The 24189-nt window shown below is 35.9% G+C and carries 21 protein-coding genes, 1 tRNA gene, 2 pseudogenes and 1 riboswitch; of the genes and pseudogenes, 5 read left to right on the top strand and 19 right to left on the bottom strand.

Annotation, left to right across the window (positions count from 1 at the left end; all coding sequences use genetic code 11):
* Nucleotides 1–23: 23 nt before the first annotated feature.
* The 12 genes and pseudogenes from ACESOD_RS07970 to ACESOD_RS07915 all read right to left on the bottom strand — a co-directional run bounded on the left by ACESOD_RS07970 (nucleotide 24) and on the right by ACESOD_RS07915 (nucleotide 11974).
* Nucleotides 24–1787, bottom strand: coding sequence for a glycerophosphoryl diester phosphodiesterase membrane domain-containing protein (locus tag ACESOD_RS07970; protein WP_373094857.1), 1764 nt, complete (start codon nucleotides 1785–1787; stop codon nucleotides 24–26).
* 8 nt (nucleotides 1788–1795) lie between these two features.
* Nucleotides 1796–2386, bottom strand: coding sequence for a 3'-5' exonuclease (locus ACESOD_RS07965; protein ID WP_373094855.1), 591 nt, complete (start codon nucleotides 2384–2386; stop codon nucleotides 1796–1798).
* A gap of 70 nt (nucleotides 2387–2456) precedes the next feature.
* Nucleotides 2457–2948 carry a chromosome segregation protein RocS gene (rocS, locus tag ACESOD_RS07960; RefSeq protein ID WP_000021254.1) on the bottom strand — a complete coding sequence of 164 codons (492 nt, stop codon included), beginning with the start codon at nucleotides 2946–2948 and terminating at the stop codon, nucleotides 2457–2459.
* Nucleotides 2949–3124: 176 nt separating this feature from the next.
* Entirely contained in the window at nucleotides 3125–4003 is an 879-nt protein-coding gene (truB, locus tag ACESOD_RS07955) for a tRNA pseudouridine(55) synthase TruB (protein WP_373094851.1), read from the bottom strand.
* A 10-nt stretch (nucleotides 4004–4013) separates the two neighbouring features.
* Nucleotides 4014–4097: pseudogene (locus tag ACESOD_RS07950) on the bottom strand (DUF2130 domain-containing protein); the annotation flags it as partial.
* Nucleotides 4098–4102: 5 nt separating this feature from the next.
* Nucleotides 4103–7300: a hypothetical protein gene (locus ACESOD_RS07945; RefSeq protein ID WP_373094849.1), complete on the bottom strand. Its 3198-nt coding sequence runs from the start codon at nucleotides 7298–7300 to the stop codon at nucleotides 4103–4105.
* An 11-nt stretch (nucleotides 7301–7311) separates the two neighbouring features.
* Entirely contained in the window at nucleotides 7312–8586 is a 1275-nt protein-coding gene (locus tag ACESOD_RS07940; RefSeq protein ID WP_373094846.1) for a DUF2130 domain-containing protein, read from the bottom strand.
* 80 nt (nucleotides 8587–8666) lie between these two features.
* Nucleotides 8667–9464 (bottom strand): formate/nitrite transporter family protein, encoded by a 798-nt coding sequence (locus tag ACESOD_RS07935; RefSeq protein ID WP_373094844.1) that lies wholly within the window; start codon nucleotides 9462–9464, stop codon nucleotides 8667–8669.
* 258 nt (nucleotides 9465–9722) lie between these two features.
* Nucleotides 9723–10196: pseudogene (locus ACESOD_RS07930) on the bottom strand (formate/nitrite transporter family protein); the annotation flags it as partial.
* A gap of 17 nt (nucleotides 10197–10213) precedes the next feature.
* Nucleotides 10214–10861 carry a hypothetical protein gene (locus tag ACESOD_RS07925; RefSeq protein WP_373094841.1) on the bottom strand — a complete coding sequence of 216 codons (648 nt, stop codon included), beginning with the start codon at nucleotides 10859–10861 and terminating at the stop codon, nucleotides 10214–10216.
* Nucleotides 10862–10927: 66 nt separating this feature from the next.
* Entirely contained in the window at nucleotides 10928–11344 is a 417-nt protein-coding gene (locus ACESOD_RS07920; protein ID WP_075228357.1) for a hypothetical protein, read from the bottom strand.
* Nucleotides 11345–11464: 120 nt separating this feature from the next.
* Nucleotides 11465–11974 carry a QueT transporter family protein gene (locus ACESOD_RS07915; RefSeq protein WP_371558959.1) on the bottom strand — a complete coding sequence of 170 codons (510 nt, stop codon included), beginning with the start codon at nucleotides 11972–11974 and terminating at the stop codon, nucleotides 11465–11467.
* Nucleotides 11975–12072: riboswitch (PreQ1 riboswitch) on the bottom strand. It abuts the gene before it with no gap.
* Nucleotides 12073–12100: 28 nt separating this feature from the next.
* Here ACESOD_RS07915 and ACESOD_RS07910 point away from each other — a divergent pair.
* The 3 genes from ACESOD_RS07910 (at nucleotide 12101) to ACESOD_RS07900 (ending at nucleotide 13167) form a co-directional block, all read left to right on the top strand.
* Nucleotides 12101–12535 carry a GtrA family protein gene (locus tag ACESOD_RS07910; protein WP_373094837.1) on the top strand — a complete coding sequence of 145 codons (435 nt, stop codon included), beginning with the start codon at nucleotides 12101–12103 and terminating at the stop codon, nucleotides 12533–12535.
* Nucleotides 12536–12606: 71 nt separating this feature from the next.
* Nucleotides 12607–12987, top strand: a complete 381-nt coding sequence (gene mscL / locus ACESOD_RS07905) for a large conductance mechanosensitive channel protein MscL (RefSeq protein ID WP_049502776.1) — start codon at nucleotides 12607–12609, stop codon at nucleotides 12985–12987.
* A gap of 108 nt (nucleotides 12988–13095) precedes the next feature.
* Nucleotides 13096–13167, top strand: a tRNA-Arg gene (locus tag ACESOD_RS07900).
* Between the two features lie 44 nt (nucleotides 13168–13211).
* Here ACESOD_RS07900 and ACESOD_RS07895 read toward each other — a convergent pair.
* The 4 genes from ACESOD_RS07895 to ACESOD_RS07880 all read right to left on the bottom strand — a co-directional run bounded on the left by ACESOD_RS07895 (nucleotide 13212) and on the right by ACESOD_RS07880 (nucleotide 18505).
* Complete coding sequence (locus ACESOD_RS07895) at nucleotides 13212–14378, bottom strand: MFS transporter (RefSeq protein ID WP_373094834.1); 1167 nt, start codon at nucleotides 14376–14378, stop codon at nucleotides 13212–13214.
* A gap of 76 nt (nucleotides 14379–14454) precedes the next feature.
* Entirely contained in the window at nucleotides 14455–15318 is an 864-nt protein-coding gene (locus ACESOD_RS07890; protein ID WP_373094832.1) for an XRE/MutR family transcriptional regulator, read from the bottom strand.
* 1 nt (nucleotide 15319) lies between these two features.
* Entirely contained in the window at nucleotides 15320–17221 is a 1902-nt protein-coding gene (locus tag ACESOD_RS07885; RefSeq protein WP_373094829.1) for an ABC-F family ATP-binding cassette domain-containing protein, read from the bottom strand.
* Between the two features lie 78 nt (nucleotides 17222–17299).
* Nucleotides 17300–18505 carry a DUF4352 domain-containing protein gene (locus tag ACESOD_RS07880; protein ID WP_373094826.1) on the bottom strand — a complete coding sequence of 402 codons (1206 nt, stop codon included), beginning with the start codon at nucleotides 18503–18505 and terminating at the stop codon, nucleotides 17300–17302.
* Nucleotides 18506–18921: 416 nt separating this feature from the next.
* Here ACESOD_RS07880 and ACESOD_RS07875 point away from each other — a divergent pair, with 416 nt between their 5' ends.
* Both ACESOD_RS07875 and ACESOD_RS07870 read left to right on the top strand, forming a co-directional pair.
* Complete coding sequence (locus ACESOD_RS07875; protein WP_373094823.1) at nucleotides 18922–20640, top strand: phospho-sugar mutase; 1719 nt, start codon at nucleotides 18922–18924, stop codon at nucleotides 20638–20640.
* Between the two features lie 257 nt (nucleotides 20641–20897).
* Nucleotides 20898–21245: a thiol reductase thioredoxin gene (locus tag ACESOD_RS07870; RefSeq protein WP_049526571.1), complete on the top strand. Its 348-nt coding sequence runs from the start codon at nucleotides 20898–20900 to the stop codon at nucleotides 21243–21245.
* A gap of 36 nt (nucleotides 21246–21281) precedes the next feature.
* Here ACESOD_RS07870 and ACESOD_RS07865 read toward each other — a convergent pair whose 3' ends face one another.
* Genes ACESOD_RS07865 through yycF form a run of 3 tightly spaced genes read right to left on the bottom strand, consistent with a single transcriptional unit; the run spans nucleotide 21282 to nucleotide 24139 of the window.
* Nucleotides 21282–22091, bottom strand: a complete 810-nt coding sequence (locus ACESOD_RS07865; RefSeq protein ID WP_045763287.1) for an MBL fold metallo-hydrolase — start codon at nucleotides 22089–22091, stop codon at nucleotides 21282–21284.
* 1 nt (nucleotide 22092) lies between these two features.
* A complete protein-coding gene (vicK, locus tag ACESOD_RS07860; RefSeq protein WP_373094819.1) occupies nucleotides 22093–23442 on the bottom strand; it encodes a cell wall metabolism sensor histidine kinase VicK in 1350 nt (449 codons plus the stop codon).
* The gene (yycF, locus tag ACESOD_RS07855) at nucleotides 23435–24139 is read right to left on the bottom strand and encodes a response regulator YycF (protein WP_049508493.1); all 705 of its coding nucleotides are present in this window, start codon (nucleotides 24137–24139) and stop codon (nucleotides 23435–23437) included. The genes vicK and yycF overlap by 8 nt, the downstream gene beginning before the upstream one ends.
* Nucleotides 24140–24189: the final 50 nt, after the last annotated feature.

The raw sequence follows: 24189 nt of genomic DNA, 5'->3' as shown, positions 1-24189 counted from the left end.
CAATTCAGCCTCTTTTGTCTTACCTAGAAAGTAAATATTTCTGTTGCTTTCTTGAGAAGCAAGTCCGTATATTCAGGATCTTCCTGGGCAGTTTCAAGTTCTTCTTGTACCATTTCCAAATTATCCGTAATCATGCCATCTACTCCCAAACGTAGGGATTTATCAAAGGATTCCGAACTATTGATTGTCCATACATAGAGTTTTTGTTTTGTATTCCAAAGCTTGGTTACAAAATATTCATCTAAGGTAGAATATTCCATGGTATAACCTGTAGCATTCGTTCTTGGAAAAACGGAATTGTAGGGCAGAATGAAATAGACTGGAATTTCCTTATCATACTGAGTTACTTTTTCAATAACATGATAATCCAAAGATTGCATCTGATGCCCATAGACTTTGATCTTTGCCCCATATTGATCTAGAAAATGATCCATCATTTGAGCACTATCTTTTCGACTTGTTTTTATTTCGATCAGCAATTTCTGATGAAGGTCATTGGCACGATTTATATAATCATCAAAGCTGGATATTTTGGTCTGATAACCATTTTCATAAATATCTAATTGCTTCAACTCATCTAAAGTTAAGTCTTGCGGTGTTACATTTAATCCCGCTAAACTTTTTAGGTTAGCATCATGCATCATGACAAACTGACCATCCTTAGTTTCTTGTACATCCATCTCAACTAAATCTGGTTTTAACTGAGCTGTTTTTTCTAAGGATTCAACTGTATTTTGGACACCATTTCCATTTGAGACACCTCTGTGAGAGATGACAAGTGGAGGGTTGACTACGGGTGCTTCTAGATAAACATAACCCTCAATCGCAAAGAAGACACTGGCGCACCCCATTACACCCCATCTCATGAGATGATCTTTCTTTCGTCTTGGCATAATATCCAACTCCTCACCAGTTAAAAAGGAGGTAAACTTAACCAAGAAGTAAGTCAAAGCCATATAGTGGATATTTTTAATCAATATATAGTTCGAAATAGCAAGAACCAATGATTCTCGATGTGTGAGACCATCCACTAAAGACTGTATCAACAATAGAGGTATTAAAAGCAAATAGAAGAAAAGATTTGTTTTGACAAGAATTAGAAAAAGATGCCAAGCGTAAAACCAAAAATGATTCCTGGTTTTTTCTAGACTGTAGACTACAGCATCCTTGACTGTCATCTTATCATAAAAAATTTTCGGAAGGGCAAACATCACTCTTACAGAGATGTAGAGAAATAGGATACTTAAGATAAAAATAGATAACCACCACATCCAGTATTTATCTTCCATATAGGTCTGAATAAACTCAGGTATCACTATTTTATTAAAATAATAAATTTTAAAAATTTTCCTGATAAACGGAAAAATCATAGCGATATAAACGAAGATAAACAAAGCCTTAGAAAGAGTCAGACGTTTCATGAAGGCTATACTTTCACGAAATACCTTGCGACTATATTCAATCAAGGTTCGTTTCTCATGATAGAGAAGGTGCCGAGCCCCAATGAAGAGAAGACTAATTTGAAAATAAGCTACTAAAAGGTTAATGGCTATTAAGATTAAAAAACCAAAGCTGACTAAAGGCGCATGTTTTAAAATTTCAAAAACATTGTTATAGGAAATAAACAAATAGCCCGTCTGACTTAGTAAAAAGCCTGCTATCAATGAGTTCAATGGCAACCAAATATAATCTACCAGCATGAAGATTAGAAAAAATAGAAAGAGGATTTTATCCAGATTCAGGTAAATCTTTTTAAAACCCAATTTTTTAGGTTTTTCAGGTTTCATAAAACCTCCTAATCAAACAGCTGTGATAAATCTAAACCACCGAAAGGATTAGAGTTTAGACTACTCTTGGAGTCCAGTAAGATTCTACTTTCATCAGATTCTAGAAAAGCTTCATAAACACGCGCAGTCATTCGCGCATCCTCTAAACTGTTATGAGATTGGCCCTTGAATCCTAGAAATTCAGCCACAGTCTGTAACTTGAGATTTGCAATGCCGTGAAGATCAGAACTACGTCGTTCAAAAGCTTCATCATAGAGATCGACTTGATATTGGCTAGTATAATCCAAACCATGCTCCAACAAAATCGGTAAATCACTCTTGGCTGCATTGTATCCAACAAGGGGTAATTCGCCTACAAAATCTTGAAAATTCTTAAGAACTTCCTCCACCATCGGTGCATCTTTCAAGGTTTCAGAAGTGATACCCGTTAAACCATTGATAAAACTTTTCAATGGTACGTCCGTATGAACATATGAATCAAATGCTCCTACTTCTTCACCATCTTTAAAACGGACCGCAGATACCTGAATCAAGTGAGTTTTATCTTGGTGTTTATTAAATTCCAAATCAAATGAAATGTAATCTCTTAATTTTTCCATCTTATCCATTCCTTACTGTATGTGTAAAAAGAAACTACTTGGTTATACCTAGAAACCAAGCAGTTTTTTCTTATCCTCCAAATAAGCGAGCAAAGAAGCCTTTCTTCGTTGCTTGTACCTCTTGCTTAGCCTGATCCAACTCCAACTGAAGGTTTTCTTGGTCCTTCATGGCTTGTAGGGTTAACTGTTGTTGTTGATCCAATTGCTTATCTTTTTCTGCGATTTGACGGTCTTTGACACGCATCTGTTCATCTTTTTCAGCTAACTGTTTGTCTTTAGCCTTTAACTGCTCATAAAGACGGATGATTTCAGCGTTCTTTTCATCAACAAGAATCTCCATTAACTCACGTTGCTTCACATCATCACTAACAGGTTCATCTTCAAAAATAGTTTTTTTGTAGATTTCTTCAAGCTTAATCAAGCCACTGCGAGTTACCACAGTGACTCCTTTATCATTTTTAGTCGTATCTTCTTCAGGTAATTCCTTGACACGGTTATTGATTGCTTGGCGGGACAAGCCCAAGACCTCAGCAATCTCACTAACAGTCATCTCAATACTCATAATATCCTCTGAAAGTTTTCTAGCTTTTCTTTATTTAAATATTATCATAAGCAAGCAAAACTGTCAAATATCACCGTGTTTTCAACCCTTTTTCAAAATAATTTCTCTTCTAAACTAGACTGTCTATCAGCTTTTTTAAACTAAACATCAGTTTGCAATTTTTCCACCAGCTCTAATCAATTGAAAACCTTTCTTGGTTTATAAAGATGATCCCGTTTCTCTAAAATGGCTAATAATTTATCACCTTCAAAACCAGCCAATTCCTTCTCAGTTTGCTCCAATTCAATAAAGCGACCAAAACGCACTTCTTCTGCTTGTTCTGGGGTCAAATACACCTTAACTAAGTCACCTGTTCCAATCTCTAATGGATGAAGAAAGTCTAACTCACCAGCTTGAACCTTTTCCTCAATTTCATTCAAGGTCAAAGCATCATCTAACTGCAAGCCTGCAGCGCTTGTTCGTGTTAAATGAGACATATGAGCTGCATAGCCAAGTTTTTCTCCCAAGTCAACTGACAAGGTACGGATATAAGTCCCTTTGCTACATTTTACACGGAAACTAAATCGAGCAAGATTCTCCACATAGGAAATAGGACTGGTTCTTTCGAAACTATAAATCGTCACCTGACGTTCTGGACGCTCCACTTCCTGACCAGCACGCGCATACTCATAGAGTTTGCGACCATTGACCTTGACAGCCGAGTACATAGGTGGAATCTGAGTGATCGGACCTGTCAGACTGGCAATCGCTTGATCAACTATCTTTTCATCTAAGGGAGACAATACTGGTGTCTCTGCAACAACTTCACCACTAGCGTCTTCAGTTGTTGTAGAATATCCAAGAGTTATTTCTCCTTCATAGACTTTACCCTCGTCCTGCATAAACTCGACCATGCGGGTTGCCTTACCGACGGCAATCGGCAAAACACCGACAACATCAGGGTCTAAAGTCCCTCCATGACCAATCTTCTTAGTTCCTAAAATCCTACGCAGCTTGAAAACTGCATCATGCGAGGTCATCCCCGCCTCTTTTTTTAAGTTGATAATACCGTTCATGTCTTGCTTTCTATTTTCCTTTCAATGCTTCAAACTTGGTTCTCATGGTTGGATTTTTCCTAGTTAGTTTTTTGACTGAAACGTCTTCCAGCTTTTATTTCACTCTTGCAAATTCAAATTTTCTATAATTCTTTGTACTTTTTCAATCTCTGGAGGAGTACAATTGCTCTGTCTTTGAATTTCTCGTAATACATCTAATCTTTCTTTTGAAGACAATTGAGGAAGAATATCCTTTACTGTTTCAAAATAGAAGATATCATTTTCTAACTTATCATGTTTTAGCAACACTAAGAAAAAGTCTCTAATCAAATCAAAATATTCATTATTTTCTCGATTTAGATTATATTTAATTCTATGTAGAGTCAATTTAAAACTATAATTTCCGATAATTTTATCAAGTTCTTTGAAAAATAGATATAGTTTGTCCTTTTTAAGGTCTTCTCTATGGAATAAGTTTGAAATTGTTTCTAAATAGTTCACTCTTGAAGAATGTTTGAATAATTCTCGCAACCATTGTTTAGAATATCTAAATTCATAGTCTTCTGTAAAAATGATGTTTATCATTTGACCATAGTTATTCTTTGATAAAGAAAATGAATCAATTGTTGGATCTACGCTGTCTAAAGCGACTAAATAAACCCTATCAAGAATTTGATTGTCTTTGATTTTTTCTTTTAAAATATTTTTAACAACATCCTTAAATATATTTGCAATTTCTATATTAAATATCGAATGAGAATAGCAGAATCCTAAAAAAGTATGATAAGTTACATTAATAGTTCTAAAATCATATAAGTTTAACAAAATCCCTTGAGAAAGCTCCTTATACTCAGAATCATCTAAAGAATCTATTTTCTGAATAATTTGATCTACATATTTTGGTTGATTTTTAAAGAGTGTAATCAAAGATTGCAAATATAATCCCAGTTCACTATTTACATAATGAAACATATTTAATTGATTATTATCATCTCTTGAAGATGAAAGTTTATTTGCATCAGTACTAAGTAATTTTTCAAAAATATCTATATCCGTATTTTGTTGTTTTATATAATATTCAAAAAATTTCCTATCATTAGAATCAAAACTTTCTTTGTTGAATTTTTTTAAATATTCTTCTCTTACAATATTTCTTAAATTTTCTTCTATTTCAGGAGAACTGATAATTTTCACATATAATCTCTTATATTTTGGATATAAGTCAGCTATATGATCTTTCAATAAATTAGAAACCTTTTTAGAAATTTCATTTGATTCTTTTAAAACATTAATCAGGAAATTCTCCGTTTCATCTATCGTTTTTTCTTCTAAAAACGAAGAACCTCTTTGTTCCTTTTCTGCGTTGACTAATATCTCTAATAGTCTAGATTCATCGTACTCTACAAGATTTTCTTGAGTTAAAAAGGAAAACTGTGAAACAAAACCTCCTTCTATTGAAGAAATCCAATTTCTATAAGGCTTTTCTGGTGTTTCAATATTTTTTTCTTTAATAATACTTCTGTGTTCTTTGATAAACGTATTTAATTCCTCTCCAAAGTGAATATCAGAAAAATCAATTTTATCCATTAACCTCCTTATAAATTCTAAATCTAAATTAGTTTCGTTATCCAATTGAACAAGCAATTTTTGAATTAGTTTAATACTTAATAGATCTTCTGAGGCACTTTCTAAAAACTCTTTCTCTTCAATAAATAGTCTTCTGGACTTAATTAGCTTATAGATAAATTCAACATTACCATACTCTTCTAGTTGATAGTTTATTGGATAATAATTATACCTTGAAAATTCTGATTTATTTAGTATGGATGTTAGTTTGTTAACACATTCAGTATTTAGATTAACTTCTATATTACTATCTTCCTCTAAATATAAATCACGATTTTGCTGTTCAAAAGTACTTACTAGCCAATACCCCAAAAGAGTTGTATCTTTATTAAAGCTAGAGTTAACGATATCTTCATCTCGCGATATAATTTTTCTCAGTTCATTTAGCTTATTATTTGTAAAGCTAGAAATTTTTTTATCTTTCGCATAATTATAGACAAAGAATACATCATCAATAAAGTAATTTTGATAACCTTTAGAAATTATTTTGTAAATTACTTCCCAGTCATTATCACTTAACTTTTCAATATTTTTAGCAATAAACTTCCAAAATGCAAGGACAAAACTTTTTTTAATTACTGTTAGAGCATCACCCCGAAGCAGAGCATTTAACATTAGCTGATCTAGTTGATTATTATCATTTTCAATAACCTTATCTAAAATAGATGATAGATACTTAAAATCATTAGAAATACTATCTAAATTTTTATTATACTCTTCTTGAAGTAACGAAGGGTTCAAAAGATTATTCCAATTATTATATAAATCATGAGTACCCATTTTTTTATTAATATCAGCAACTAATTTTTTTACAAAAGCTGATAAATCCTCAAATTTATCGCCGTACCATATAATCTGAGTATGATTTTCTGAACTAAAAAATTCCTCAACAAGATCTCTATAATGTTCATCAGCTCTTTGATTACCTGTGTTCTCTGACTTCATCAAGGCATAGTTCTTACTATCTTCACAAAGTAAAGATAAAATTTCATCTTCTTCAAGACCTGCTCCGATGAATAAAACTGTAGGTTTTGTCTCTTTAAACCAAGTTACTAGATTTTCAAAATTATCCCTATTTTTTAAATATGTTTTTGAATAATCTGCTGATGAGCTCACAAAATAATTGACATCACAATCTGGTGTCCCATGGATATGTAGAACGTCACCAAATTGTAACTTTCCATCTTTGTTCGTGACAAATTCATTAAGATCATTTATAGTAACTACCGAATTCTTTAAACGTTTAATATGATTTTCAATTTCATAGTCGTAGTTAGAAGTGATAAATATTGCATTTAAAGTCGCTAATGATTCTACAGTTTGATTAACTACTGAATATGGTAGTAGATTTTTGAAATATCCTTTTTCAAAATCTAGTCTTCGCTTTTCAAAATCATCACCAAAAATTTTTTTTAATTCATAGTTTACTAGATCTACTTTACGTTTATTACTAATACTAGATTTGCTAATTAAATCAAAAACTATATGATGCTCTCTCCCAAGACTTTTTTCACTACTTTCAGATAAAACTTGTCCTTGCCAATACTTGATAAGATGTTCAATATAATTGTTCCAATTGGGATAACCTTGAGCAATTGAAACTCCTGCGCCAATAAAAATTACTAAGTTAAAATTTTTTATAGCCTCGGTTACATCATCTGTCAAATTTCCATAATTAATGTCATCTTTCATATCTTATTTCCTCATCCCCCCTTCAAGGCTTCAAACTTAGCCTTCATGGTTGGATTCTTTCGGGTTAATTTTTTGACCGAAACATCATCCAGCTTGTTATTAGCCAGTCGGAGTTGGTTTTCTGATGTGGTCAAGAATTTCTTGACTTCTTCCATACGCTTAATGGCCTTGTCGATTTCATCGATGGCCTTGCCGAAGTTGACGGAAGCTGAATTGTAGTTTTTAGCAAAGGCTACCTTGAAAGCTTCCAAGTCTTCCTCAAAATGAGTAATATCAATGTTCTGTTCCCGGATGAGTGCTAACTCCCGCTTGTATTTTAGAGAGTTAAGAGCCGCATTACGCAAGAGCCCGATCAGTTGGATAAAGAATTGAGGACGAATGACATACATCTTCTCATATTCGTGACTAACATCGACAATCCCAGTATTGAAGTAGTCGTTATCAGCCTCAAGCATGCTTACCAAAACTGCATACTCACAGTTTTTCTCACGACGATCCTTATCCAACTCTTTATAGAAGTCTGCATTTTTATGTTTCTTCTCTGTCCCGTCTGCTTCATTTTTCATCTCAAACATGATGGAAATGAATTCTAGTCCATTTTCATCAAAATCACGGAAAATAAAATCGCCCTTAGAACCACGAGCAGAAACCTTATTGTCCTTTTCGAAATAGGCATTTGGAAATGCAAAACTACGAACCTTGTTGAATTCACTCTCCGCATAGTGTTCCAAACTTTCACCGATTGCCTTGGTTGATTGTTGCGCCTTGAAATTCTTGTAAAATTCAACCTGCTCATTTGCTGCCTTAAGTTGGGCTTCATAGTTTTGCTTAACTGAAGTCAGAGAAAGCTCATTTTCCTTTTCTTGTAAAAGGAGCTTATTTTTGACCTGATCGCGTTCTTTTTCAAGATCAGAAAGAGTTTTTTGTAGTTGATTTTCATGCTCCAAGCGCAAGGTAGCTAACTGATTCTCCAGCGCTTGGACTTCTTTTTCTTTCTCTAGCAGGCTTTGACTAGCAGTTTGCTCTACTTCTTTTTTTGCCAATTCTTTTTCTGTATCAAAGTTGTTAATTTGACTTTGAAGCTGGGCAATTTCTTGATCCTTTTGAGCCAGTTTTGCCTGCTGTTCATTCAAGGCCTTTTGCTCCACTAATGTCAATTCTTGCTTGATTCGTTCATGCAATTCCTTATCAAACTCTGCAGTGCGAACTTGAGAAAGTAGTTCTGCATATTGACTTTCATTGACTGTAAATACTTCGCCACAATTGGGACATTTAATCTCGTTCATGTTATTCCTTTATATTTATCTATTCTACTTTCATTATAGCATGGATAAACAAAAAGAAAAAGTTGGAATGAATCCAACTTTTAATCTACATATGTATCTTCGTTTTTATTTAAGAAGGCGTAAGGTAATCCCATGAGTAGACCACCACCGATAAAGTTACCGATGAAGGTTACACCCCAGTGACGAAGAATATTTCCAATACCGAAGTTTGCGATTGAATCAGCAGCAACACTGAACTTCACAATAGCAAATGATGCAAAGTTTGCGGCGATGTGCTCGTTTGTTAAGAATACAAACATGTAAATGGCTGAAAGAACCAACCAAAGTTTTGCTCCACCATCCTTAACTAAAACGAATGAAAGAATCGCGATATTTACAAAGACATTAGCCAAGATAGCTTCAAGCAAGATAAGTTCATTTGAACGACCCAACTTCATTTCTACAACTCCAGAAATAAAGCTATCGTGTGTTAAATTAGCGTAAGCTGCTGAATGAGCAAATCCCCAACCAGCGATAAGTGCACCAATTAAGTTAAAGAAAGTACAATATAGAAGAATTTCAGCTGTTTTTCTCCAGCTAATTTTTTTCAAAAAACTACCCGCTGTTAAGAACATCATGTTTGACGTTACCAATTCAGCATTAAAGAAGACAATGTAAGCCAACCCCCAAGCGAAAACAAATGGGAAGAGGAAACGTCCACTACCTGGTGCAATCTTATTGATCAAATCAGCACCAACAGCTCCAGCAGCTGTACTGAAAGTTAAGAAAGCACCCGCAAACATTGAGCGAATTGCATATTTGAATTTACTTTTACTGTAAAGACTTTCCTTTTTCTTACAAGCAAATTCTATTTTTGAAATAAATTCTGATGAGACCATATAAACTCCTAAAACTTTTATTTGTGAATATTATAACATAAAATCGATATAATGGGAAGGCTTTCCTAAATCAATTAAAAATATTTTTTAAAATATCGGAATCGTTTACATCCTTGTAGTATTAAGTTTTTAGACTTCAAATATTTTTTAAAAAAATTCCTGAACTCCTAGCTTTATTTCTAATATTTAATATATTTTTTCAAAAAAGAAAAATAAAAAGAGAGAAACCAAGTGAATCTCTCTCCTTCTATTGAAATTTTAATCTACATAACTGTCTTCGTTTTTGTTTAAAAAGGCATATGGTAAACCAATCAAAAGCCCACCACCTATTAAGTTAGCAATAAAGGTGACTCCCCAATGACAGAGAATATTTGCAATTTCAAAGTGCTAAACTTCATTAGCAACAATGCTGAATTTAATAATACTAAAAGAAGCTAAATTTGTAGCAATATGTTCGTTTGATAAAAATACAAACATAGAAATTGCTGACAATATAATCCAAAGTTTTGCAGACGCATTCTTGAATAAGATTGAAGACAGAATGGCGATATTAACAAACACATTGGCGAGAATACCTTCAAGTAGAACTAATTCAGTTGGACGCACTAATTTCTTAGCTACTAGTTTTGGTAAATATCTATCGCGAGTCAGATGTGAAAATGCTGACGAATTTGCAAAGAACCATCCAGAAATTAAAGCACCTAGAAGATTAAATAGAGTGCAGTTAAGTAAAAATATATTTTTGTTCTTTACATTTGAATGTTTTTACTAGCAGCAAAAGATTCAATTTCTTCTGCAGTCAACCCTAACAGCTCTGAAACCCACAAGCCGACAATATCTGACAAAACAGAATCGCAGACATATTCATTCTCACCATGACCATATTTACAAGTAAATAGTGGAGTTCTTATGGCTGATTGATAAAAATTGAAGGCTAACTCTTGCAGTTTCTCTGGCTTAAATTCAAGTCTCAACTCTTGTGCAAGTCCAGCTCTCACTTTATCCCACTCTTCGCCTTTTGACTGGTAGTTTTCTCGTGCTTTTTTGAGAAATCCTTGACAGAATTTTACCAACAAATCCTTGTTTTGATAGAGCAAACGACAGGAAAAGTCTGAGATAGAACCAGCATGAAGTAAGAAAGTAAGCAGGTCATCAAGGCTTTCTGCCACTCTCCCAACTTGGCCTTCACTCCCTATAAAGCCGATACTCTCATCCTCAAGAATTACATATTCTCCCCCACTACCGTCTTTAGCAAAGGCTATGGGCGAAAGAGAATAAACTTCATTGTTCTGAGAAAATTCAACCTCTTTCAACTGGTCATAAAAGAGAATATCGCATTCTTGCATCAATAAAAATCTTAGTTGTTTATCTTCTCTTATTACTTGTAGTTGATTCATATTAGCTACTCTCCTGGCTTTGACAATTGTCACAAGTGACAACAATTCAATTTTAGCAATCGACTCTTAATAATAATAATAGATTTTAATATGGCACTTCTTGGCCACATTGGCAAGATTTTTCAATAACTCCTCGTTTCTTTTGCTTTTTCCAAAATGAAAAGTAAAAGATTTTCCATCTTTCCTTGTAAAGTACAGATGATACCTGTCCCCATTCATTCTTCTCCCTCGAACGTAATCAATATCAATCTGTCTAATTTCAGCTAGAGGAACAATCCTTTTTCTAAAAAGAATAATCGTGTGAATGTATAATCTTCCCTTTGCAATATGAAAAGGATCCAACATACTCCCACCACTTTTTAAGGATGTCTTAACTCTTTGGAAAAAAAGATAGAAATAAAATAGTGCTAAAAAAATTAACAAAAATCTAATGACCTGATTTTTCCAAAGGACTTCAAAAACTGAAATACGATAACCATACATATTAAAATAATTCCTTTTTTCTTTATTATACCACTTTTGTTGAGAGTCTGGGTCTATAGAAAAATAAGAAAAAGACTGAACAGAGTTCAGACCTTTTCATGAATACTTGATGTGATTTCATTATCTAGTCAAATCAAGACGTTTACCGATTTTTCCAATAAGAATAGCACCAACAATGAGTGAAGCGAATTCTCCGATAGCAGTTGTAAACCAAGTTAAGAAGAAAGGTGCTTCTGCTACGATGTTCAATTCAGCAGCAATGGTGATCATTGAAATCGAAAAAAGAATTGAAAAGAAGAAATGATCTTTACGAATCAATCCATTAAAAAGATAGTCTTTGCTGTATTTGCTAAACAACCATACGCCTAGACTTAGGAAGACAAGCGTAGAGCCTCCACCAACTGCGACATCGATGATTCCAAAACTGAAGAAATTAGCAATCATACATCCAAGAGTAACACCGATAATGTACTTAGGATTGTAAAAGGCAAGAAAATTCATCATTTCAGAGATACGGAACTGATAAGCACCGTAACTGATAGCATTAAGGGGTGGTGTGATTGTCAAAACCACATAAATTGCTGCGACAATGGCAATATCTGCCAAATCACGGACAGTAAGTTTTTTCATCTATTATTCTCCTTTAGCGATTAACCCGCGTATAATATGCTTGGTGAAAGAAGCTAAGCACCAAGGGTTGAACAAGTCAACCTTTCAAGTATAGCACATTTATGTCCTTTATGCTATACTATTTTTATGAAAACATGCATAAAAAATTTTTTCGATAATGAAATCCTCTCCTACTTATTTTTCGGGGTTGCAACTACACTTGTTTCGATCATTGTTCGTATCACAATTTTTTACCTTTGCCAACAAGAATTATGGGCGACTGCTCTGGGAAATATAGCTGGAATTCTTTTTGCTTTTTTCACAAATGATACCATTGTTTTTAAACAGAAACGAAAAAATTGGTTCAAGCGTCTGATAAAATTTACGACCGCAAGATTCATTACCTTCCTCTTAGACCTGCTTCTAACCTTTATTTTTGTGACGAGTTTCCCCCATATTATCGGTCAGTTTGTAGGTGATAATTTCAATACTATCAATACAATTGAGACTATTTTTGCACAAGTTACAATCATAATCCTCAACTATATCTTCAGTAAAGTTTTTGTTTTTAAAAAACACTAAGCATATTTCTTGCATTCAACAGATGATTAAGTTATAATTTAGATTGTAAAAATTTCGAAAGGAAAAAGAAAATGTTAAAAGATCTTAAAGAATTTTTGCTCCGCGGTAACGTTGTAGACCTTGCTGTCGGTGTGATCATCGCTTCTGCTTTTGGTGCTATCGTTACTTCATTTGTTAATGATATCATCACTCCACTCCTATTGAACCCAGCCTTGGAAGCTGCGAAAGTACAAAACATCGCTGAGCTTGCCTGGAATGGTGTTACATATGGTAAATTCTTGAGTGCTATTATCAACTTCCTAGTTGTTGGTACTGTTCTATTCTTTGTGATTAAAGCAATGGAAAAAGCTCAAAATCTTCGTAAAAAAGAAGAAGTCGCTGAAGAGGCACCTGCTGGTCCAACTGAGTTGGAAGTTCTTCAAGAAATCAAAGCTCTTCTTGAGAAAAAATAATCATATAGAGGATTCGTTTCAATACTGAATCCTTTTTTTATTCACCTTTTGCTAAGCCTAGAAAAAACTTGAGTTCAGCTCTCTTTTTTGATATAATAATTAAAGTTTCCACCCTTAGTGTAATGGATATCACGTAAGATTCCGGTTCTTGAGATGGGGGTTCGATTCCCTCAGGGTGGATAGATGAAAACAAAAAAAGCAACGACGCTGTTGCTTTTTTTGTGTTACCCTTGTCTTTGAATATAGAACATTGATACCAACGAAAGTAAAATAACTCCAAGTCCGATGATTAAAAAGGAAACTAATTGCACACTTGGTAAAAATGTCATTACACCTTTCGCAATCGGCATAAAGAGAATTGCCAGTGTAAAAATGGTACTCAATACCCTCCCCAGATAGTCTCCATCAACCTTGGTCTGTACCTGAGTAAAGAAGTGAATATTAAAAATTGTCATAAATAATTCACAAACTAGGTTTCCTGAAAAAGTAAGAAAATTAGGCAGTGGTAAGCCCATCATGAAAACTCCTACTCCTGTGAGGATCAATAAGAACAAAAGTGTATTCATGCTCGATTTAAATTTATTTGCAATCAATGCTCCGATGATTGAGCCAATTGCACCCATGGTTAAGATAGTTGCATAGGCTCCGTCTACACCATAAAGTTTATTTGAAAAAGGGAGCAAAAACTCAAAAGCTGCAAAAAAGAAATTCACACTGGAAGCCACTAACAAGAGAAAGAAAATTTCTTTTTGATGCCTGATATAGTGCAAGCCATCTTTGATATCCGCAAAAATATCTTTCCCGGTGAAACTCTTCTGCTCTTGAACCTTTGGTTCTTCTTTTGGAAGTAAAGCAACTAGTGCAAAAGCAATGAAAAAAGTCAAAGCATCTAGTAAGAGCGTCATATGAAGACTTGCAAATTGTAAAACAAGAAAAGAAAGCACAGGAGAGCTAACACCAACAACCTGCAAAACTAACTCTAAGCGAGAGTTATAGGTCACTATCTCGTCCTTTGCTACCACCTCTGTGATAATAGCTTTATTGGCAGGCCGAGAAAAAGCAAAGGCAATTGCTTGAACAATATTAGCAAAGATCAAAGCTCCAATCATCCAGCTGTCGTTCCTTATAAAAGAAATAGCCAGACAAAGAATTCCACAAACCAAGTCGGTCGTCATCAAAATCTTGCGACGGGAAAAACGATCTGAAATTACTCCACCAAAAGGATTGACTAGAATGGATGTAACGAGTTCAGAAATCTGATAAATCCCTAGAACGGTTTGCCCAATCGTTCCCATCGATGCCAACCAAACACTATTTCCATAATCATAGAGCATATTTCCTATCTTGTTTATAGCTCCACGACTAATCAACTGTACTGCATATCGATTCATAAAAACTCCTCTCAAGTTTTGAAACTATTGTATCAAAACTTGAAGGAGTTTCTCATTTTTCCCATATTTGGGAAAATTAATCTTTGACAAATTTATCGTAATGTTCCTGATAGTAGGCTACTTGCTCTGGAAGACCTAGTAGGTCAAAAATACGCATGGCCTCTTTCATCTGCTTACAACCTTCTTTACACTGTCCTTTTTGGTACAAGGAAAAGCCTTTTAGATAATGGAAAATATTACGCTCATACAGTTTGATACCATTACCGATAATCTTCTCTACGTAAGCTTCAAAGTAGCTGGCATTTTCAAAAGCAAGATGTTCTAAACAATGCTGGTAACAATTAAGAGCTAAAATCAAGACCAGTTTTCGATGGCGACCAATTTCTTTGTAGAAATCCTCCCTCTCCATCACTTCTCTACCAAGTCGAGCAACATAGTCCACATCATAAAAGCAATAGAGATTGCCAAAGAGGATCAACTCATACATGGTCCATTCATCCGTTTGGAAAAGATAATCTGCCACCTTATCCAGAGCACCTTGCTTCATAGTGAAGCTAGCATCTCTTTGACAAATCAGACCTTGTAACAAAATCCAGTTCAGCTCAAAATAGAGGGGATTTGTTGAACTCTTAGCCTTTTCAAGTTGTTCTTCTTGAAGTTTTTGAAAACCTGCAATATCATTTGAGTAGTAAAGTGGAATAATCTGAGCCATCAAGCCGACATGCTCATGATGTTGAAAATTTCTAGTCTTATCCATAAAATTCTCAATCGTCACATGAATATTATCTAATATTTCAAAGAAACGAGATGCAGCCAGATCCGACTCCCCCAATTCAAAGCGGGATAATTGGGAGGTCGAACAGGCCTCTCCTGCAGCTTCTTTTAGAGAGTAATTTTTACTGATTCGAAATTCACGAAAAACTTTTCCAAGATTTTCCATCTTACACCTGCTCCGATAATTCTTCCCACTCTAGCATTGCTTTTTCTTGACGATGGCTAATTTTATCCAGTTCTGCTTGTAATTGCATGAGTTCATCTGCATCATTGGTGGTATGCATTTGTTCAGAGATAGTTTGGGCTTGAGTTTCCAGTTCTTCGATTTCTGCCTCCAGGTTCTCAATTTGTCTCATCAATTTACGCAGTTCTTTTTGACTCTCCTTTTGAGCTTGGTAGTCATTAACTGGAGAAGCCTCTTTTTCTTGGTTATATGCTGCCGCTTCTTCCGCTTGGCTAGCTGCTAGCTCTGCTTTTTTATCAACATAATAGTCATAATCACCTAGATAAAGGGTTGATCCATTTTCGGACAATTCTAGCACATGAGTCGCTACACGGTTGATAAAGTAGCGGTCGTGACTGACAAAAAGCAAGGTCCCATCAAAGTCAATCAAGGCATTTTCCAACACTTCCTTGCTATCGATGTCCAAGTGGTTTGTCGGCTCGTCTAGAATCAGGAAGTTATTATTTTCCATTGAAAGTTTAGCTAGAAGCAAACGAGCTTTCTCTCCACCTGACAGCATCCCAACAGATTTCTTAACATCGTCACCAGAAAAAAGGAAGGCACCTAGGCGATTACGGATTTCAAGTTCAGGTATCAATTTAAAATCATTCCAGAGTTCGTCTAAGACTGTATTGCTCGGTGTCAGTTTGCTCTGAGTCTGGTCATAGTAACCAACCTCAACATTAGCACCAAAGCGCTTCTCACCCTTGATAAAGGGAATTTGGTCCACAATGGATTTAATAAAGGTTGACTTACCAATACCGTTAGGACCAACAATGGCAATAGCATTCATCTTTCGAAGATCAAGGTTGATGGGTTCTGATAAGATTTCACCATCATAGCCAATAGCAGCATTCTCCACTGTCAAAACAACATTACCAGATACTCTATCAGAATGGAAAGTCATATTAGCTGATTTTTTACCAGCTTCAGGCTTGTCCAAACGTTCCATTTTTTCCAGTTGTTTGCGTCGAGATTGGGCACGTTTGGTCGTTGAAGCACGGACGAGATTTCGATTAACAAAGTCTTCTAAGGCAGAAATTTCCTTCTGCTGTTTTTCGTAGTTTTTGGCTTCAGTTGCGAGCTTCTGCTCCTTCTGCTCCACAAAACTTGAGTAGTTTCCTACATATCTATCTAAAGAATGTTTGGTTAAGTCGAGTGTTATGGTCGCAACCTTATCGAGGAAATAACGGTCATGGCTGACGATAATCAAGGCACCACTGTAGTTGACCAAATAGTTTTCTAACCAGGCAATCGTTTCAATATCTAGGTGGTTAGTCGGCTCGTCCAAGACCAAGAGATTAGGCTTTTCAAGGAGCATTTTGGCAAGAGCTAAACGGGTATTTTGACCACCGGAAAGCTCAGCGATTCGCATCTTCCACATGGACTCGTCAAACTTGAATCCATTTAAGATAGAGCGAATATCGGCTTCATAGGTAAATCCTCCAGCCTGACGGAAATTTTCTGATAGGCGATCATAGTCAGACATAAGTTTGTCTAATTCTGCACCAGTCTTTTCCCCCATCTCCAACTCCATCTGTCGAAGTTGTCTTTCAGTACGACGCAAGTCATCAAATACATGTAGCATTTCATCGTAAATAGTATTTTCAGACTCAAAGCGACTATCCTGTGCTAGATAAGAGAGGGAAATATCTTTTTTCTTATTGATTTCACCAGTGGTTGGCTCCTCTTCTCCAACCAATATCTTGAGTAATGTAGACTTTCCTGCACCATTTTTTCCAACGAGCGCAATTCGGTCTCTTTCATCCACTTGTAGGTTTATATTATCAAAAAGAACCTCTCCTGCAAAAGAACGTTCAATTTTATTAGCTTGTAAAATAATCATGTAACTATTTTACTATCTTTTTCCATTTTTAACAATTCTAACTAAAAAAGTTCGAGCTTTTCACTCGAACTTTTTATATTAGTAACCGATGCCTCCACGGAATGTGCGAGCCATATCTTTTAAATCATAGTTTTTAGAAGATGTATCGATAGTCCATTTACCATCTTTCTTAGTCATTTTAATTTCATACCCTTCTCTTTTCATACTATCACTAGTATCAAGAGGAGTTGAGTCAAATTGACTTGGTGCATTCTCTAAAATGTATTTCTCGCCAGCTTTCATAGCTTCTGAGTAGTTGCTGTATTTACCTTTATTTTCTTCATAGAATTTACGACTTAATTCATGAACATTCAAATTATCTAAGTCAATTGTTTCAGGTCTTACATAAATAACCGCGTAGTCTGGAAGATAAGTTTTTACTTTATAGTCTACTTTTGCTCTTTTAGCATTGGCTTTGATATATGCTTCTGCAAAGGTACGAAGTTCTGCATCAGAAGGCTTGTAGTTATAGAATCCTTTACCAAATGACTCGATAAATTTCTTAATGAATTCTTCTCGGTCAGTCTTCACATCATTTGAGATACCATCGGTTTCGTTAGAAGACTTCTTATCATCAGACTTTTTATCTTCAGATTTCTTGTCTTCGGACTTATCTGATTTTTTATCATCGAGTGCGACAATTTGAGTTTTTTCATTAGTGAAACTTACGTTTGATGCTCCTCCAGTGTTTTCTCCATCAAGAAAAACAGCATCAACATATTTTTTCATTGCTTCTTTCGCTTCATCGATATGATCTTCATATTTACTTGGATCAACCTTGATAGCTACGTCATTATTCTCTTTTGCATTTTCTTTTACATCTTCATAAAAGCTTGGTGCAAAGTGAAGCTCATATTTAGCATCCTTATCAACTTCGTAAACAACATAACCAGCTACACTCTTACCTTTAGAGAGGCTATCACCATAGTCCATAAATTTAGTTTTACTATCTGATTCATAAACTTGGATTGGTTCAACCTTTTCATCTTTTTCATTGTAGAGTGTGATATCTCTGTTTGTAAAACTAAACTTTTTATCACGATTATTTTTAATTTCTACTTGAAGAGCAAGGTAATGAGAAGAGGAATCTTCATCTTTGGGCAAAACATACATTCCATCTTTAACCGAAACTTCAAAGTTGGAGTTTGATGCAGTACCGTTATCGCTTGCTTTTTTGTTTGATCCACAAGCAACTAGCGCTAATGCTGATAAAACTAAAGCAGAATGCTTAAGAATTTTGTTCATAAATAGAAAATCTCCTTTAATTATTTATTATATTCTACCATACACAGAATAAATGTCAAAATAGAAACCGAAATTATTAAAAATATCTTAAATTTATGTAATATTTTCTAATTTTTTCAAAGAAATTTATTTGACACATTAAAGAATTCCTTTATGTATCAAGTGATAAACGGAAATATTCTTAACACTTGCTTTTTTATAAAATATTCATTTATTCATTACAAATTTACATTTTTCCTCTGTCTACGACTAATGAATTTTGTAAAAAAATAGTATAAAATTAAAAAAATAATCAAATTTTGAAGTACCTAAATAAAAGTAAATTTCTTACATTTAAACTCACGCTAACGTTTTACTAAAACTTCAAATCGTGGTATAATGTAAGCGATTAGATTATATATTAAAGGAGATTTCCTATGGCTTATCAAGAAAATTACCAAAAATGGCTTGATTTCGCAGAACTTCCAGATTACCTTCGTCAAGATTTGGAAAACATGGACGAGAAAACTAAAGAAGACGCATTCTATACCAATCTTGAATTTGGTACTGCAGGTATGCGTGGACTGATTGGTGCTGGTACTAACCGCATTAACATCTACGTTGTTCGTCAAGCAACCGAAGGTTTAGCTCGTTTGATTGAGTCAAAAGGTGGAAACGAAAAAGAACGTGGTGTAGCCATCGCTTATGATAGCCGTCACTTTTCTCCAGAATTTGCCTTTGAATCTGCAGCAGTTCTTGCTAAACACGGTATTAAATCTTATGTTTTTGAAAGTCTCCGTCCAACACCAGAACTTTCATTTGCCGTTCGTCACCTCAACTGCTTCGCAGGTATCATGATTACTGCTAGCCACAACCCTGCTCCATTCAATGGTTACAAGGTTTACGGAGAAGACGGTGGTCAAATGCCTCCACACGATGCTGATGCTTTGACAACTTACATCCGTGCTATTGAAAATCCATTTGCTGTTGAAGTTGCTGATGTAGAAGCAGAAAAAGCTTCTGGTTTGATTGAAGTTATTGGCGAAGCAGTCGATACCGAATACCTCAAAGAAGTTAAAGATGTAAACATCAACCCAGCTTTAATTGAAGAGTTTGGTAAGGACATGAAGATTGTTTACACTCCGCTTCATGGTACAGGTGAAATGTTGGCTCGTCGTGCTCTTGCGCAAGCAGGATTCGACTCAGTTCAAGTCGTAGAAGCTCAAGCAACTCCAGACCCTGACTTCTCAACTGTTAAATCTCCAAACCCAGAAAGTCAAGCAGCCTTTGCTCTTGCAGAAGAACTTGGTCGCCAAGTAGGAGCTGATGTTCTTGTGGCAACTGACCCTGACGCTGACCGTGTCGGTGTTGAAGTCCTTCAAAAAGACGGTAGCTACCTCAACCTTTCAGGAAACCAAATCGGTGCCATCATGGCTAAGTACATCTTGGAAGCTCACAAAAATGCTGGGACACTTCCAGAGAATGCAGCTCTTTGCAAATCGATCGTTTCAACTGACTTGGTAACTAAGATTGCTGAAAGCTACGGCGCAACTATGTTCAACGTCTTGACTGGTTTCAAATTTATCGCTGAAAAAATCCAAGAATTCGAAGAAAAACACAATCACACTTACATGATGGGATTTGAAGAAAGCTTCGGTTACTTGATTAAACCATTCGTCCGTGATAAAGATGCTATCCAAGCTGTTCTTGTTGTTGCTGAACTTGCAGCTTACTACCGTTCACGTGGTTTGACTCTTGCAGATGGTATCGAAGAAATCTACAAAGAGTACGGCTACTATGCTGAAAAGACAATCTCTGTTACCCTCTCTGGTGTTGACGGTGCTGAGCAAATCAAAGCAATCATGGCTAAATTCCGTGATAATGGTCCAAAAGAATTTAACGCAACAGCAGTTTCAATTACTGAGGACTTCAAAGCACAAACTTCTACTGCCGCTGATGGCACTGTAACAGCCTTAACTACTCCTCCAAGTGATGTATTGAAATACACGCTTGCTGATGGATCATGGATTGCAGTTCGCCCTTCAGGTACTGAACCAAAAATCAAGTTCTACATTGCAGTTGTTGGTGAAAGTAACGAAGATTCACAAGCTAAGATTTCTAACATCGAAGCTGAAATCAATGCCTTTGTAAAATAAGCAACTATATAAAGGTCGGGAAAATTCCTGACCTTTATTTTTGATGATAAAGTAAAAGCTGACTGTAATTTATGTCTTCTTCTATCTCTTTTGACCAGAACTTTAGTTGCTTTATCTTTAAAGATACAGGAATATAGGACTAGAAAATCAGACTTAGTCTACTGCTTTCTGCACCACCATCTATTCGCGTATCAAAACTGAGCAATTTTAGAAACTTTATGGCATACTAGACATATCAATGAAAGCGAGGTAATCTCATGGAACAATTTTTAGAAAACATCAAAGATCTTGAAGTTACAACTGTAGCGCGTGCTCAAGAAGCACTTGACAATCAAGAAACAGCAACTTTCTTTATCGGGCGCAAAACTTGTCCTTATTGCCGTAAATTTGCTGGTACATTGGCTGGTGTGGTGGCTGAAACCAAAGCGCACATCTACTTCATCAATAGCGAAGAGCCAAGTCAACTTGAAGCTTTACAAGACTTCCGCTCACGCTATGAAATCCCTACTGTACCAGGCTTCGTCCATGTTGCAAATGGACAAATCAATGTCCGTTGCGACTCTTCAATGTCAGCTCAAGAAATCAAAGAATTTGCTGGCTTGTAAAATAGTCTATAAAAAAGAAGGCTTGTGCCTTCTTTTTTATATCTCCGTCAATGGTGTTGCGGTATCTGGGGAAGTATCGTAAACTTGAAAGTCTACTCCTACTCCCAGATCTGCTTGAGCTAACTGATTGACCATGGTCATGTGGGCCAGTTCCTTGATATTATTTTCCTTAGACAAATGGCCCAGATAAATCTTCTTGGTACGATTACCTAGTGTACGAATCATAGCGTCTGCTCCATCTTCATTTGAGAGATGTCCAAGATCAGACAGGATGCGTTGTTTGAGTCGCCATGCGTAAGATCCTGCTCGCAGGATTTCAACATCATGATTTGACTCGATCAGATAGCCATCTGCGTTCTCGACAATGCCAGCCATACGGTCACTAACATAGCCCGTATCCGTCAGCATAACAAAGCTCTTATCATCCTTCATAAAACGATAAAACTGGGGCGCCACTGCATCATGACTCACACCAAAACTCTCAATATCGATGTCACCAAAGGTTTTTGTTTTACCCATCTCGAAAATATGCTTTTGCGACGAGTCAACCTTACCAAGATACTTACTATTTTCCATAGCCTGCCAAGTTTTCTCATTGGCATAAAGATCCATACCGTACTTGCGAGCCAGAACGCCCACACCGTGGATATGGTCTGAATGTTCATGCGTAATCAAGATAGCGTCTAAATCCTCTGGTTTACGATTGATTTCACTCAAAAGGCTTGTAATTTTTTTGCCAGATAGGCCCGCATCTACTAAAATTTTCTTTTTTGGTGTTTCCAAGTAAAATGAATTTCCACTGGAACCCGATGCTAAAATACTGTATTTAAAACCGATATCACTCATTCTAGTCTTCTAGTTCATCCTCCCAAATCTCTTCTTTCACGGCATCCTTATCGTATGGCAGTACGATAGTAAAGGTTGAACCCTTACCGTATTCACTCTTAGCCCAGATAAATCCATTATGTTGTTTGACGATTTCTTTAGCAATAGCAAGTCCTAGACCAGTACCACCTTGAGCACGACTTCTTGCCTTGTCAACACGATAAAAACGGTCAAAAATCTTTGGTAGATCTTCTTTAGGAATCCCAAGCCCTTGGTCCGAAATTGATAAAATCATCTGATCATCTGTAGTCTTCATGCTTACAGTGATTTTTCCACCATCTGGTGAATACTTGATAGCATTATTTAAAATATTATCAATCACCTGGGTCATCTTATCCGTATCAATCTCAATCCAAACAGAGTTAATCGGATAATCTCTCACCAACTCGTACTTCTTCTCCTCATCTTGACTTTTCATTTTATCAAAACGATTAAGGATAAAAGTGATAAAGGCCGTAAAATTAATCAATTCAACATCTAAGTGACTAGTTGCATTGTCAATCCGTGAAAGATGCAAGAGGTCCGTCACCATCCGCATCATACGGTTGGTTTCATCCAGAGAAACCTTGATAAAGTCTGGAGCAACTGGTTCTGTCAGGGCTCCTTCGTCCAAGGCCTCAAGATAAGATTTTACACTTGTCAAAGGTGTACGCAACTCATGACTAACGTTCGAAACGAAAAGCCTTCTCTCACGTTCTTCCTTCTCTTGTTCAGTCGTATCATGTAGGACTGCTACTAAACCAGAGATAAAACCAGACTCTCTCCGAATCAAGGCAAAACGCACGCGCAAGCTGATATACTCGCCATTAAGATTCTGCGAATAAATCATCAACTCAGGACTTTGGGTAATGAGGTCCCTCAGCTCATACTCTTCTTCAATTTTGAGCAACTCTAGGATATTTTGATTAAGAGCATCATCACTTTCAATGCCTAGTTGTCTCTTAGCCATATCATTGATCATGGTGATTTGGCCACGACGATTGGTCGCAAGTACTCCGTCTGTCATATAGGCTAGGATACTATGCAACCTCTTACTCTCTTGTTCGAGATTTTCCTGAGTCAGACGAATTACTTCTGACAAATCATTAAGATTGTTTGTGATATTAGTAATCTCTGAACTTCCCTGCATATCCAAAACCTGAGAATAATCACCAGCAATCAAATCCTTGACCTTCTGATTCAGCTGTCTCAGGCGAATATTATCGCGACGACTTTCCAGTAAGAGAAAAGTCACCAGCATAATAAAGCCAATTAGGATGAGGATAAAGATAAAGTCACTCGTCAAAATTGTTTGTTTAATTACTTCAATCATTGTTTCTCATGTAATATCCCACTCCACGACGAGTTAGGATGTATTCAGGTCTACTTGGCGTATCTTCAATTTTCTCGCGCAAACGCCTAATGGTTACGTCTACTGTACGGACATCTCCAAAATAGTCATATCCCCAAACAGTTTCAAGAAGATGTTCTCGGGTAATCACTTGACCAAGATGAGAAGCTAAATGATGTAAGAGTTCGAATTCGCGGTGGGTTAGGTCTAACTCTTCACCATATTTCTTAGCCACGTAGGCATCTGGTAAAATCTCCAAATCGCCAATCTGCAGACTTTGTAATTTCGTTTCAGGTTCTTGGTTATCGACTGAAACAAGATCTGTACGACGGAGAAGAGCTTTAACACGGGCCTGTAGTTCACGATTTGAAAATGGCTTGGTCACATAGTCATCCGCCCCAAGCTCAAGCCCGATAACCTTATCAAATTCACTATCCTTTGCTGAAAGCATGATAATTGGAACACTACTTGTCTTACGAATAGTTTTTGCGACCTCAAGTCCATCAATCTCTGGAAGCATCAAATCCAAGATAATAATATCTGGTTGCTCAGCTTCAAATTGTTCAAGAGCTTCACGACCATTAAAAGCAGTTACAACTTCATAACCTTCCTTGGTCATATTAAATTTTATAATATCTGAGATGGGTTTTTCATCATCTACAATTAGTATTTTTTTCATTTAGTCACCTTTTTCCTTATCTCATTATACCAAAAAAATGTAAAGAAGAC

The organism is Streptococcus oralis, from assembly GCF_964238205.1.
GTDB classification, from domain to species: domain Bacteria; phylum Bacillota; class Bacilli; order Lactobacillales; family Streptococcaceae; genus Streptococcus; species Streptococcus oralis_CZ.
Note: the sequence above shows the minus strand (reverse complement) of the source record. Positions and strands in the feature narration are given on the sequence as shown.

Bases quoted from the DNA above. Each gene is read 5' to 3' on its own strand.
- ACESOD_RS07970 (WP_373094857.1), bottom strand. From the start codon at position 1,787: ATGAAACCTGAAAAACCTAAAAAATTGGGTTTTAAAAAGATTTACCTG.
- ACESOD_RS07965 (WP_373094855.1), bottom strand. From the start codon at position 2,386: ATGGAAAAATTAAGAGATTACATTTCATTTGATTTGGAATTTAATAAA.
- rocS (WP_000021254.1), bottom strand. From the start codon at position 2,948: ATGAGTATTGAGATGACTGTTAGTGAGATTGCTGAGGTCTTGGGCTTG.
- truB (WP_373094851.1), bottom strand. From the start codon at position 4,003: ATGAACGGTATTATCAACTTAAAAAAAGAGGCGGGGATGACCTCGCAT.
- ACESOD_RS07945 (WP_373094849.1), bottom strand. From the start codon at position 7,300: ATGAAAGATGACATTAATTATGGAAATTTGACAGATGATGTAACCGAG.
- ACESOD_RS07940 (WP_373094846.1), bottom strand. From the start codon at position 8,586: ATGAACGAGATTAAATGTCCCAATTGTGGCGAAGTATTTACAGTCAAT.
- ACESOD_RS07935 (WP_373094844.1), bottom strand. From the start codon at position 9,464: ATGGTCTCATCAGAATTTATTTCAAAAATAGAATTTGCTTGTAAGAAA.
- ACESOD_RS07925 (WP_373094841.1), bottom strand. From the start codon at position 10,861: ATGAATCAACTACAAGTAATAAGAGAAGATAAACAACTAAGATTTTTA.
- ACESOD_RS07920 (WP_075228357.1), bottom strand. From the start codon at position 11,344: ATGTATGGTTATCGTATTTCAGTTTTTGAAGTCCTTTGGAAAAATCAG.
- ACESOD_RS07915 (WP_371558959.1), bottom strand. From the start codon at position 11,974: ATGAAAAAACTTACTGTCCGTGATTTGGCAGATATTGCCATTGTCGCA.
- ACESOD_RS07910 (WP_373094837.1), top strand. From the start codon at position 12,101: ATGAAAACATGCATAAAAAATTTTTTCGATAATGAAATCCTCTCCTAC.
- mscL (WP_049502776.1), top strand. From the start codon at position 12,607: ATGTTAAAAGATCTTAAAGAATTTTTGCTCCGCGGTAACGTTGTAGAC.
- ACESOD_RS07895 (WP_373094834.1), bottom strand. From the start codon at position 14,378: ATGAATCGATATGCAGTACAGTTGATTAGTCGTGGAGCTATAAACAAG.
- ACESOD_RS07890 (WP_373094832.1), bottom strand. From the start codon at position 15,318: ATGGAAAATCTTGGAAAAGTTTTTCGTGAATTTCGAATCAGTAAAAAT.
- ACESOD_RS07885 (WP_373094829.1), bottom strand. From the start codon at position 17,221: ATGATTATTTTACAAGCTAATAAAATTGAACGTTCTTTTGCAGGAGAG.
- ACESOD_RS07880 (WP_373094826.1), bottom strand. From the start codon at position 18,505: ATGAACAAAATTCTTAAGCATTCTGCTTTAGTTTTATCAGCATTAGCG.
- ACESOD_RS07875 (WP_373094823.1), top strand. From the start codon at position 18,922: ATGGCTTATCAAGAAAATTACCAAAAATGGCTTGATTTCGCAGAACTT.
- ACESOD_RS07870 (WP_049526571.1), top strand. From the start codon at position 20,898: ATGGAACAATTTTTAGAAAACATCAAAGATCTTGAAGTTACAACTGTA.
- ACESOD_RS07865 (WP_045763287.1), bottom strand. From the start codon at position 22,091: ATGAGTGATATCGGTTTTAAATACAGTATTTTAGCATCGGGTTCCAGT.
- vicK (WP_373094819.1), bottom strand. From the start codon at position 23,442: ATGATTGAAGTAATTAAACAAACAATTTTGACGAGTGACTTTATCTTT.
- yycF (WP_049508493.1), bottom strand. From the start codon at position 24,139: ATGAAAAAAATACTAATTGTAGATGATGAAAAACCCATCTCAGATATT.